The organism is Frankia sp. CeCAU1 (assembly GCF_977971845.1).
Genome location: NZ_CDWWXA010000110.1, coordinates 1 through 11,206 on the forward strand (window position 1 = coordinate 1; position 11,206 = coordinate 11,206).

11 protein-coding genes are annotated in these 11,206 nt (G+C 70.6%); 2 read left to right on the forward strand and 9 right to left on the reverse strand.

Translation table 11 applies throughout. The annotated features are described in order from the left end of the window. The 5 genes from AC08OO_RS17370 to AC08OO_RS17390 all read right to left on the reverse strand — a co-directional run. The coding region (locus tag AC08OO_RS17370) for a hypothetical protein (RefSeq protein WP_476618764.1) at positions 1 to 311 on the reverse strand (311 nt) is incomplete at its 3' end. Positions 312 to 810: 499 nt separating this feature from the next. Continuing rightward, entirely contained in the window at positions 811 to 1,845 is a 1,035-nt protein-coding gene (locus AC08OO_RS17375) for a replication-relaxation family protein (RefSeq protein WP_476610789.1), read from the reverse strand. 173 nt (positions 1,846 to 2,018) lie between these two features. Next, positions 2,019 to 2,975 carry a hypothetical protein gene (locus AC08OO_RS17380; RefSeq protein WP_476610788.1) on the reverse strand — a complete coding sequence of 319 codons (957 nt, stop codon included), beginning with the start codon at positions 2,973 to 2,975 and terminating at the stop codon, positions 2,019 to 2,021. 48 nt (positions 2,976 to 3,023) lie between these two features. Continuing rightward, complete coding sequence (locus tag AC08OO_RS17385) at positions 3,024 to 3,305, reverse strand: hypothetical protein (protein WP_476610787.1); 282 nt, start codon at positions 3,303 to 3,305, stop codon at positions 3,024 to 3,026. A 150-nt stretch (positions 3,306 to 3,455) separates the two neighbouring features. Continuing rightward, positions 3,456 to 4,658 carry a universal stress protein gene (locus tag AC08OO_RS17390; protein WP_476607450.1) on the reverse strand — a complete coding sequence of 401 codons (1,203 nt, stop codon included), beginning with the start codon at positions 4,656 to 4,658 and terminating at the stop codon, positions 3,456 to 3,458. A 292-nt stretch (positions 4,659 to 4,950) separates the two neighbouring features. Here AC08OO_RS17390 and AC08OO_RS17395 point away from each other — a divergent pair, with 292 nt between their 5' ends. Beyond that, complete coding sequence (locus tag AC08OO_RS17395; protein WP_476607451.1) at positions 4,951 to 6,162, forward strand: sensor domain-containing phosphodiesterase; 1,212 nt, start codon at positions 4,951 to 4,953, stop codon at positions 6,160 to 6,162. A 65-nt stretch (positions 6,163 to 6,227) separates the two neighbouring features. Here AC08OO_RS17395 and AC08OO_RS17400 read toward each other — a convergent pair whose 3' ends face one another. The 4 genes from AC08OO_RS17400 to lipB all read right to left on the reverse strand — a co-directional run bounded on the left by AC08OO_RS17400 (position 6,228) and on the right by lipB (position 10,545). After that, positions 6,228 to 6,668, reverse strand: coding sequence for an ATP-binding protein (locus tag AC08OO_RS17400; protein WP_476607452.1), 441 nt, complete (start codon positions 6,666 to 6,668; stop codon positions 6,228 to 6,230). Between the two features lie 182 nt (positions 6,669 to 6,850). Further along, positions 6,851 to 7,492 (reverse strand): alpha-ketoglutarate-dependent dioxygenase AlkB, encoded by a 642-nt coding sequence (locus tag AC08OO_RS17405; protein WP_476610786.1) that lies wholly within the window; start codon positions 7,490 to 7,492, stop codon positions 6,851 to 6,853. 65 nt (positions 7,493 to 7,557) lie between these two features. After that, a complete protein-coding gene (locus AC08OO_RS17410) occupies positions 7,558 to 9,522 on the reverse strand; it encodes a serine/threonine-protein kinase (RefSeq protein WP_476610785.1) in 1,965 nt (654 codons plus the stop codon). Between the two features lie 219 nt (positions 9,523 to 9,741). Beyond that, the gene (gene lipB, locus AC08OO_RS17415; protein ID WP_240724224.1) at positions 9,742 to 10,545 is read right to left on the reverse strand and encodes a lipoyl(octanoyl) transferase LipB; all 804 of its coding nucleotides are present in this window, start codon (positions 10,543 to 10,545) and stop codon (positions 9,742 to 9,744) included. Between the two features lie 109 nt (positions 10,546 to 10,654). Here lipB and AC08OO_RS17420 point away from each other — a divergent pair, with 109 nt between their 5' ends. Next, on the forward strand, positions 10,655 to 11,068 hold the full coding sequence (locus AC08OO_RS17420) for a DUF2784 domain-containing protein (RefSeq protein ID WP_011436553.1): 414 nt from the start codon (positions 10,655 to 10,657) through the stop codon (positions 11,066 to 11,068). The last annotated feature ends 138 nt before the right edge of the window (positions 11,069 to 11,206 follow it).

The window sequence follows — 11,206 nt, forward strand, 5'->3', positions numbered from 1 at the left end:
GCTAGCGCCGACAGGGCGACGGCGGGCAGTTTCTGCGTGTCCAAGTCGTGGCGGTCCGTCGGATCGTTGCCGCTCCAGACGGCGCCGGTGTACCAGGATGTCAGTCGCCACAGCGCGGCGCGCAGCTCGTTGCCTTCAGGCAGAGCCGGGCTCTCTCGGCGTTCCACCGCGGCCTGCCACCCGATCGCCGAGCCGTACCAGCGCAACTCGTCCTGCCCACTGGCGAAGCGCCGACCGCAGCTGTTCGAGCCCCGCTCGCCCGCCCAGGCAACAAACGAAATCAGCCGGAGAAGCCGTTGGCGATCGTCCATTCCCCCTAAATATCACCTTCTGTGGCCCCCTGTTCGCGCTTTGTCGCTCGCGACGAGAACCAGGACGGTGAGCGGTTGGGCGAGAGTGAGGACGCGTATCGCCGGGTCGGGTGCGCTGGCGCGGACGATCGCGTGCAGGGAGGCGTGCGCCGCTGGTGGCGCCGGCGGTCGACCTGTCCGTCGTCGACCTGTCCGTCGTCGGGCTGCTCGGCGCGGCACCTGGCGGTGCACGGCGGGCCCTGCGGAGGTGGCGCAATCGGTGCCGCCACTGCTGTCGCTGGCATCCTCGCCATGGTCAACGGCTCCTGACCGACCGGGTAACGCTGACCGGCGGCGTCTCGGCCACCGCCGGAGTCCATCGCTGCGTTGCCAGGCAGCCCATAGTTCGGTGCAGACGCTGTCCGCCAGTTGTAGCGGCCATGCCCGTTCGTGCCGAGGGGTCCTGTCACCTGGGGCGGCGCCCAGGTGACAGGACCCCTCGGGCCTTGCGGAGCTGCGGTCAGGCCGCGCGCTCCAGGGGATCAATGCCCGCGGGTGGCATCGGCTGGGGCGGGTGGAGCCGGGTCGGACGCCCGAGGTCGCTATCGGCGGTGAAGCTTTCCGTCAGGGGCTTGGCGGTGGGCGGCCAGAGGCCGGCCAGTTGGCCCAGGCCGAGGCGACCGGTCCCGGGCCGGGTGAGGGGTAGCCAGCGGGTCAGGGTGGCGTCGAGATGCTGGTCGGGTTCGGCGAGGTCGGCGGCCGTGGTCGCGACCGGTACCCGCGCCGGGTCGTCAAGGCTGCGCAGCGCCTCCGCGAGGGCCTCGCGGAGGCGGGCTTCGCGGCGCAGGGTGGTGGTCCAGATCAGGACCGGGGTGATGATCCGGGTCGCCTTGGCGAGCCGGTCGTAGGCGTCGATCTTGTAGGTGAGGCGGCGGAGGGCTTCGGTGCCGAAGTCGAGTTCGAGGAACCATTCGATCTCGGCGCGGCCGTGTGCCCACTTGCCGTACGCGTCGGGCCGCACGATGTCGCCGAACGAGCGGGCGCAGCGTTCCTCCGACCACCAGGCTGTGAGCCGGCTGGTGGCGTCGGGCTGGCGGGCGTGGTGGACCAGCCGGGTGAACATGCCGTTGACCGCGACCCGGTGCGCCAGGTGCAGGGAGTGGGCGATGCCCATGGCCCGGTCGTGCTGGTAGCCGATCTTCTTCGGGTCCAGGCCGTCCTCGTGGGCCAGCACGGCCGCGCCGGCGACGTCGAGGACGTAGTGCATGGGCGACAGGCCCCTGGCGGCCAGAGGCTGGAACCGGTCGAGGACCCGCCAGCGGTACAGCTCCAACAGGCGGATGTTCGCCGACCGGCGGGTGACCCAGCCCAGCTCGACGATCTGGTGGGTGGTCAACACCAGGTGCTCGTGGATCATGCGGGTGATCCACCGGTCCCGGGGGGTGAGGTGGCGGACCAGCCAGAGCTGGTGCTCGGCGCTGGACACGACGCGGGCGGTGGGCCGGGTGTAGGTGCGGCGGCCGAGGTAGGTCTGCTGCGGAGGATTCGTGATCACGTCGAGGGTCTCCCAAAGAGGTCGTCAGGCAGGCGGAGGTAGACGAACGGACAGACAGAACGGGCAGACGGTCGGGACCAGTGGGGGCGAGCGGGCTGGCGTGTCCGCGCCCGGACCCGCCACCCGACACCCCACGAGGTGCACACCCGTCCCGCCCGTCCGGGCGGGGGCCCTCATCCGACCGCGGCCAGCACACCTGTCCCGGCCGGTTCCACCGGACCGAGATCAACCATGTCGACGTCATCCGGCCCGACCGGTACCAACCCGTCGTCGGCATCCGACGCGAGCGCGGCCGTACCGACCTCGGGCAGGTCGGCGGCGGGGGCGTGTTCCTCCAACACCAGATGCGCCTCGGTGCGTAGCTGCGTGACCAGGGCCCGCGCCCGCTTCGAGCCGACTTTCAACCGCTTGCGCAGCTCGTCCGAGGAGATCGGACGGCGGTGCTCCTCCCAGTAGCGGGCATCCTCCCGGCGCGCCCGCTCCACCAGCGAGCCGTCGAGTACCACGGTGCTCGGCCGGCCGGGAGCGCGCTGCGCAGGAACCGCCACCACCTCGGCCCGCGGGCTCTCGCCTCCGGACGGCGCAGACACGGCGGTGGACGCCGCTGCCCCGCCGGTCTCTGCCGGCCGGGACGCGGGCGCAGGGATCGTGACGTCCTGTGCTTCGGGGTGGAAGGTGGTGGGGTGGCGCATCGCGCGCAACAGCCCCGGGCCAACTTCAGACCAACCAATAAGCAATGCCGGACCAACAGCATCGAACGCGGCTTTTCCGTAGTCCCCCGCAATCACCGGCTCAGCTACATTGAGCGCCAGTGTGACCACGCTGGAGAACACCAACAGCCGCCGAGCCGGATGCAGCAGCTCAGCCGGCGCGCCCTGCACCGCCAACTGCCGCGTCCCCAGCAAAAGGCCCACCACGGACAAATCGACGGCAGGGGCCACCAAGGGGGCAACCCAGACTGGCACCCCGAGACGTAGCCCGAGCTGGAACACATTGCCGAACCCGAAGGCGAACGTCAACCCGACGACCACAACCATGATCACGGTGACGAGAGTGACCGCCACATCCCGTCCCGCCGCCGACGGCACCACAACCGGACCGTCCACCACGGCCGTGCCCTCGGCGGCCATCAGGCACCCGCCTTGGCCAGCGCCCGCGCCGCTACCGGCCGGGACCCGTCACTGGGCGTGATAACCGCAGGTACACGAGCCGAAACCACCAGGCTCGCCTTGGCCCGGTTTTGCGTGGATGCTGTACGAGCCTCCCCTCGGACACTCTCGTTCGTACATGATCTCTTGAGGCTGGGCTTCGGCGGTCACTCGGTGGGTTCCCGGCTCGTAGATCAGCTGGAGCCCGAGCTGGGTGTAGATCTCGGCCTTGTCAGCTGGGTCGGCCTCAGCGAGGACCGTGACGATGTCGCCCATGACGGTGACGATGTCGCTGATCTCCTGTTCAGTCATGCGCTGACGGTCGGTCGATCTCGGCCCACGACCCGAAAGCTCGCGGCTCGCGGCCCAAGAGCCCACGACCCGAGGGAAAGGGACGCACACCGGGTCGAAGATCCGCCGCGGTGGAGTCACCACACGTCGCACTAATCACTACACGTCGCACTAATCACTACACGTCGTACTGCCGGGCGTGCGGATGACCGCGACCGCGCACTGGGCGTGTGTCACACACTGTGAACTGATGGAGCCCAGCAGCAGCTCGGCAAATCCGCCGCGGCCCCGGGCTCCGATGACCAGGAGCTGCGCCCCCGCCGCGGCCCGCAGCAGGCTGGACGCGGCCGCTCCGCGGATCAGGTCCGTGCGCACATCGAGATCACCCGGCTCGGGCAGACCCACGCGCACCGCCTCGTCCAGCACGGCCCGCGCGGCGCCTTCGAGGGCGGCGTCGACGAGGGCCGTTCCGCCGGATCCCGTCGCACCGAACGCGGGACCACCGAGCGCCGACCCGCCGAGCGCCGCATCGGCGGGCTCCGGGTCACCAAATCCTGGACGATCATCGAGTACCGTGCCCCCCGATGCCGTGCCCCGAACTCCACGGCCGGCGAATCCCGGAGCGAAGCCCGTTTCGCCCGGGTCCGTCCGGATAGATCCGGTCCCGCCCGGATCCGTGTCGCCAAGCCCCGCCCCGGCCGACGCCGCACCAGCCGGCCCGGCACGAACGGCCCCGGCGCCCACCGTGGGTACCGCGCCGGCGGACCTGGCACCGCAGAGTCCCAGCCGGACAACGCACTCCGGTGACAGCGGCGCCCAGGCGTGCAGGATGCGCAGCGACGCCCGGCGCAGCGCCGCCTCCTGGGCGGCCCACCGCAGCGCGGCCAACGAGCAGGCGGACCCGTCCACCCCGACGACGACGGGCCCGCTCTCGGCCGGCTCCGCCGACCTGCCGTGGACCACGACCACCGGCGCCGACGCCCCGTACACGCACGCCATGCTGACCGAACCGGCAGGCAGGCGGCGCGGCCGGTCACGGCCGCGGGCACCGAGGACGAGCATGACCGCGCCCTCCGACTCGGTCAGTATCGTGTCCACCGGGTTCCCGTACACGGTCCGCTCGACGATCCAGGCGTCGGGCTGGGCCTCGCGGACCCGGTTGACGACGTCGTGCAGCATCCACTGGGCCGTCCAGCGGGGATGCTCCGGTGAGGTGGCGGGCGGCGGCTTCACCCGCGTGCAGAACGGGCCGGCCGCGGCCCAGACGAGCACGGCACGCACCCGCGCGCTACAGCGACGCCCCGCGCGCACGGCCCACCGCAGCGCGCGCTCGGCATCTGTCGACCCGTCGATCCCGACCACGATGTCCGCCACGCGACACCGCCTCCCCTCCGAGCATCCTCGCTCGCCGAGCAGGCATCCGTCCCAATCCCGTGTCTACTACAACACGAAGAGCCAACGGGCGCGAGGGGAGACAGACGGGAGACCGTGGATGGATCTCCCGGCAGTGGCGGACGCCGGTCATGAACAGGTCAATATCGTTCATGACCAGGTCGATATCGTTCACGAAGAACCAAATATCGGTCACGAAACGGTAACAGATCTCGGTGCCGACCAGGGTGTGCGCGGAAAACCCGAGGGAACACCAGGAGAGGAGGTGGTACGGATGTCGGTCCGTCCGACCCCCGCCTCGGTGCTCGGGCCGAAGGCCGAGGTTCCCGAGCCGGCGACGGCGGTGGTGGAGCTACTGGGGATACTGCGCCGCCATCTGGGCATGGATCTTGCCTGGCTCGGTCGCATCGAGGCGGACGTCCTCGTCGTGCAGGTCATCAACGGGGACGGCGCGTCGTTCCAGCTGGCCCCGGGCTCCACCGTTCGGCGCGAGAGCGCCCTGTTCGGACGCGTCCTGTCCGGTGAGTTTCCCACCGTCATCCCGGACACCCGAGCCGATCCGCGCATCCTGCGACTGCCCGTCGTCGACGAACTCGACGTGGGGGCCTACGCCGCCGTGCCGCTGGTCGACAGCGACGGCATCGTCTACGGCCTGGCCGGCTGTCTCGGGCACGGGCCGCATCCGCACCTGCGGCCGCGCGACGGCCGGTTCCTGCGGATGATCGCGGAGATCCTCGGCGATTCCGTGACCGACCTGCACCGGATGTGGGAGGTCCGCAGCCGCGTCTGGCGCGACGTCAGCCATGTGATCGACGGCGGGGGGCCCGCGCTCGCCTTCCAGCCGGTGCTCGACCTCGAACACGGAAAGATCATCGGAGTGGAGGCGCTGTCCCGGTTCTCGGACTACGCCCGCAGCCCGTCACAGTGGTTCACCGCGGCAGGCTCCGTCGGCCTCAACGTCGATCTCGAACTCGCCGCGGTCCGACGCGCGCTCGCCGTGCTGCCCCGGCTGCCGACGCACATGATCCTCGCGATTAACGTCTCGGCGACGACTCTCTCGGCCGGCCTGGTGGATATGATCATGAACGAGGATGCCGAACGCATCCTCGTGGAGATCACCGAGCACGAACGGATCGGCGACACTCCGGCAATCAACCGCGACATCGAGCACCTGCGCCGGCTCGGCGTCCGAATCGCCGCCGACGACGTGGGTACCGGCTATGCCGGGCTGGAACAGCTCGTCCGGCTGCGACCGGAGATCATCAAGATGGACTGCTGCCTGACCCAGGGCATCGACACCGACCCGGCCCGGCGGGCCGTGGCCGCCGGGCTGGTGCACGTCGCCAAGGAGATCGGAGGCAGCGTGGTCGCCGAGGGCATCGAGACCGCGGCCGAGCTCCAAGCCACCCGGGAGACCGCGATCCCCTACGGCCAGGGCTTCCTTCTCGGCCCGCCCACCCCCGTCCTGCCCGAGGCCGTCAGGTAAGCCCCGCCGTCAGGTAAGCTCCGGCGCGCTCGGCCGCAGTGGCGGCGGTCAACCATCGACGGCGGTCAACCATCGACGGCGGGGCTCTCCCGACGCAGCCGGAACCAGACGACCTTCCCGTCGCCGGGGATGACGTCGGCGCCCCAGGTCTCAGCGAGCTCGGCCACCAGGTGCATGCCCCGCCCGCCGAGCGAGTCGGTGTCGACCTGCTGCACCTGCGGGAGGCGGCTGTCCGGATCCTGGACGCCGACCCACACCTGGTGGTCGGTTGTCCGGATCTCCAGAACCGGCTCACCGCGGCCGTGCACGACGGCGTTGGTGACCAGTTCGCTGGCGAGCAGCACGACGATCTCGGTCAGCTCCGCCGCGAAGCCGGTGCCGGCGAGGCCCGCGGCCAGCCGGACCCGGGCCTGCCGGGGCGCGATCGGGCTGAGCGGCAGCACGAACCTGTCCAATGGCTCGCCGGGCTCGCCCGACTCGCCGGGCAGCTCCGGTTTACCCGTCATGTGAAGGACATTTCCTTGCAATCATGTGGATAAACCAGATGTCGGAGCTCAGTCCGTGACCTGCGCGAGCACCTCGTCCCAGTCCCGCAGGAAACGATCGAGACCGTACCGGGCCAGGGCCGCCCGCCGGGCCTTCTTCCCGTACGCCCGAGCGAGGTCCACCGAAGCGGGAACGGTCCAGCTCAGCGCACGCCGCGCGGGCGGAACTGAACACTGATCCGCGGCCCGACCGGCCGCGCCGTCTTGGGCACGGCATGGTCCCACGTGCGCTGGCAACTGCCTCCCATCACGAGCAGGTCGCCGTGGCCAAGGTCGTGCCGGATCGTCGGGCCGCCCCCGCCCCCGCCCCGCGGCCGCAGCAGCAACGCCCGCGGGGCACCCAGAACGGCGATCGCGACCATGGTGTCGCGGAACCCACCCGGCCCGACGCGATCGCCATGCCAGGCCACACTGTCACGCCCGTCGCGATACAGGCACAGCCCGGCGGTGGCGAAGCCCTCGCCCAGCTCGGCCGCATAGTGCTCGTCGAGGACCCGCTTCGCCGCGCCGAGCGCCGGATCGGGCAGCGACGCACGCTCGTCGTAGAAGGCGAGCAGCCGGGGAATGTCGACGACCCTGTCGTACATCGTCCGCTGCTCCGCCCGCCAGGGGACACGATCGCGCAGCCGCTCGAAGAGCACGTCGGCTCCAACGATCCAGCGGGGCCGCACGTCGACCCACGCACCCCGCGCGAGCCCGACTCGTCGGACGGACGTCCCGAGTGGACCGACCTCGACCGCCGGGGCGTCATCGAGCAACGAGGCCTGGAACGCCGCGATCTCCATGCTTCGACACTACCAAACACACGTTCGAAGACAGGTCTGCGACAAGCCCGAAGGCCCGAAGGCCGTCACAGGTTGACGGGCGAGTAATCGGAGCAGGAATAGACGAGGGTAGCCGGCGGGGTCCCCTCGAACCGCATCGTTCCGATGTACGTCGCCCCCGTCGGCGACTTCCGCGAGGTCTTCAGCTCCACGACAGGCCTACGGATCCCGCTTTCCAACCGAAGGCACGACGTAACCGGCACCCGGAGGTCCGCCGCTCCCGCTGCGGCGAACAACACGACCGTCCGACCGGCTCCGACGCGTACCTCCAGCACGTTCACGAAGTAGTTGTCGTCGTAAACGCTCACCGCCACCGACGGCATCGTCACCGTGCCGAGGAGCGCGGCCGAGTAGTCCGCCTGGCACGAGTAGCGGAAACGGTAGCTCCCCGACAGCGCGAGCGAGAACGTCAGTGTTCCGGAGTACCGTCCGGAGGAGCTCACCGGCACGTCGGCCTGGACGGGAAACAGCCGGAGCTCGCGAGAACCCGACGAGACCAGCACGCAGGATGTCCGCGGATCCCGCAGGTCGCTACGGCCGGTCGCGTCGAATCCGACCCGCAGCAGGAAGCCGTCCTGCCGGCTTCTGGTGAGAGTTGCGTAATAGTCGGCGCTGTACTGCGACACCCCGGGCGCGGCGGCGGAGAAGGAGGGCACGACGGTGAGCTCCTGGGACGGTCGGGGGGAGCCTGCTGCAGTGGCCGAACTCGTTCGCGCCCCGCTCCCCGCACCGCTCGCGGCACCACTCCCCGCCCCGCTCGCGGCCGCGGACGGCGATACCCTCGGGACGCCGTCTTCCGGTCCGGTCGCGGCCACCGTCGCGGACGCGGTGCCGGTCAGGGACCCGTTGCCCGGATGGGCACCGACACCACCGCGGGCGAGGAACACCCCGGCCAGGATCGCGAGGACGGCTGTCAACGTCCCGGCCACGAGCCACACCCGTCCTGAGGGACGGCCAGGCGCCCCGGGCAGCCCAGGCGCCCCAGGCATCCCGGAGTCAGGCCACCGCGAACCGCCTGCCTCCGGCTCGCCGACGGGCGGCAGCAGGGCCGTTGCCGGTCGCGAGACCGTAGGTACCCGCGGCAACGGCGGTGTCGGTACCTGTGCCGGCGGTGGTAGCTGTGTCGGTGTCGGTACCTGTGCCGGCACCAGCACCGGTGATGCCGGTCCCCCGGCCGCGAGGGAGGCGAGGGCGCGCGCGGCAGCCGCGGCATCCAGCCGGACTACCGGGTCCTTCTCGAGCATCGCATCCAGCACCGGCCGAAGTGGACCGGCGAGCACGGTCGGGCGCGGCGGTTCGAACAGGATCGCGCTGAGCAGCCCGGCGGTCGTGTCGGCCTGGAACGGTAACCTCCCCTCCACCATCTGGTAAAGGGTGACTCCCAGGGAGAACACGTCACTACGCCCGTCCGCGGGCTGACCGCCAAGCCGTTCGGGAGCGACATAGGCGATGGTGCCGACCACTCCGGCGGCGGTCATCCGACTGTCGTCGTTGTGCGCGGCGATACCGAAGTCGGTGACGAGTGCCCGGCCACTCTCCGCCAGCAGGATGTTGCCCGGTTTGATGTCGCGATGAACGACGCCCTTCGCATGGGCGAAGGCGAGGGCATCGGCGACCGCCGCTCCGATCGACGCTGTCTCATCCGGCCGTAGCCCGCCCGATCCCCGCAGCCGGTCCGCTACCGACCGAGCCGGGATGATGAGGTCCATGACGATCCACGGCAGCCCGCCGTCCTCGACCACGTCATGGACGCTGACGATCCCGGGGTGACCCCGAAGGCGGGCGGCGTTCATCCCTTCCCGCCGTGCGCGGGCGATCCGTTCGGTCCACTCCCCCGGCGTCGAGTCGACGGGGATCGAGACTTCCTTGAGCGCGACGTCGACCCGCAGCATCTGGTCGGTCGCCCGCCAGACGGCCCCCATCCCGCCAGCCCCGAGGCGGTCCTGGAGTCGGTAACGGCCGGCGACGACCAGTCCCGCATGGCCTACCACGGTTCTCCCCGATCCTCCCCGTCCGTGCCGTCCGTGCCGTCCGTTCTGGACGGCTACTTTAGTGAGGGTTCCGTGGATGTCTCCCCGCCGGCCCGGTCGACCCGGTCGACCTGATCCCGACTTACCAGGTCGCCGATCGCGCACTCGTCGTGGGGCCGCCGAATTCAGGGGAGGAAATAACGGTCCAGGGGCCACCGACCGTACCCAGGTCCCCCGAACTCAGGTTCGACCGGCTCGGGTCCCCGTGCCCAGATCCCCCGAGCTCAGGTTCGGCGCCGGGGGGTGCGGGGCGTTGCGTGCGCCGAGCATCTCGGCGGCGATCTCGCGGACCTCGGCCATGCTCGGGACGGCGCGCCCCGCGTCGGTCAGCTCCCGCTGCACGGAGGTCATCTCCACCTCGGGCATGCCGCAGGGCGTCGCCCAGGTCCATGGCCGCATGTCGCAGTCGACGTTGAGCGCGAATCCGTGGCTGGTCACCTTGCGCGTGCACCGCAGGCCGATGGACGCGATCTTCCGGTTGGTCCGGCGGGTCCAGACCCCCGTGAGCTCGACGGACCCGGGCGGGGTGTCCCGCCGCTCGGCCGGAATGCCGAGCGCCTCGACCGTGTCCACCAACCGGGCCTCCAACAGCCGCAGGAACGGCACCACCGCGTTCATCGCGCCGATATGACACATCACGTAGCCCACCAGCTGGCCGGGGGCGTGGTACGTCAGCAGCCCACCCCGGTTGGTCTCGTGAACCGGGATGCCCAGCCCCGCGAGCGGGCGGTGCTCGGGCGGGGTCCGCTTGCCGACGGTGTAGACCGGCGGATGCGACAGGAACCACAGCGTGTCCGGCCGCACGCCGTCGATCCGTTCCCGCACCATCACCCGCATCCGTGCCATGGCAACCTCGTAGTCGACAAGATCGTCGTCGAGGCGCAGCAGGATCTCAGGCCAGGTCACCGGGCCCGGGCCCGGGCCCGGGCCGCTGTCCACCCCGTCGACGGCGTCCACCCGGTCGATAGCATTCGCGGGGTTCACGGCATTCACCTCTCCACCGTATGCCCGGTCCACCGTATGCCCGGGTTCCGGCGGTCCGGGCCGGGATGATCCCGCGCGGTCGGCGTACCGTGGCCCATAGGGAGCAGCGATGACGTACGACATTCTCGCCGACCTCGTCGTGGTGGCCCACCTGCTCGGGATCGCGTTCATCATCTTCGGTGGGCTGCTGGTCCGGCGGCGGCGCTGGCTGCTCTGGCTGCATGTGCCCGCCGTCATCTGGGGTGTAACGATCATCACGATCGGGTTCACCTGTCCGCTGACCCCGCTGGAGAAGTATCTGCGACGGCTCGATGGTCAACCGGCCTACCAGGGCGGTTTCATCGATCATTACCTTGCGGGCGTCCTCTACCCGGACGATCTCACCTGGCTCGTCCGCTCGCTGGCCGCGCTGATCGTGGTCGTTGCCTACGTGCGCGTCTGCCTGGACCTACACCGACGACGGTCCCGACCGACGGTGGACACCGGACCGGATCCGGCATCATCCGACCCCGGCCAGCGATGACCGTGATGACCGGCGGTGGGTCAGCTACGACGTCACGGCACTGCGAGGTCACGGCGCTACGATGTCACGGCGCTACGACACCGCCACCGGCGCACCCCGAATACCCCAGCGGGCACACCGCCTACGCTGGCGCCGCCC

Bases quoted from the DNA above. Each gene is read 5' to 3' on its own strand.
- AC08OO_RS17420 (WP_011436553.1), top strand. From the start codon at position 10,655: ATGACGTACGACATTCTCGCCGACCTCGTCGTGGTGGCCCACCTGCTC.
- AC08OO_RS17400 (WP_476607452.1), bottom strand. From the start codon at position 6,668: ATGACGGGTAAACCGGAGCTGCCCGGCGAGTCGGGCGAGCCCGGCGAG.
- AC08OO_RS17395 (WP_476607451.1), top strand. From the start codon at position 4,951: ATGTCGGTCCGTCCGACCCCCGCCTCGGTGCTCGGGCCGAAGGCCGAG.
- AC08OO_RS17380 (WP_476610788.1), bottom strand. From the start codon at position 2,975: ATGGCCGCCGAGGGCACGGCCGTGGTGGACGGTCCGGTTGTGGTGCCG.
- AC08OO_RS17385 (WP_476610787.1), bottom strand. From the start codon at position 3,305: ATGACTGAACAGGAGATCAGCGACATCGTCACCGTCATGGGCGACATC.
- AC08OO_RS17405 (WP_476610786.1), bottom strand. From the start codon at position 7,492: ATGGAGATCGCGGCGTTCCAGGCCTCGTTGCTCGATGACGCCCCGGCG.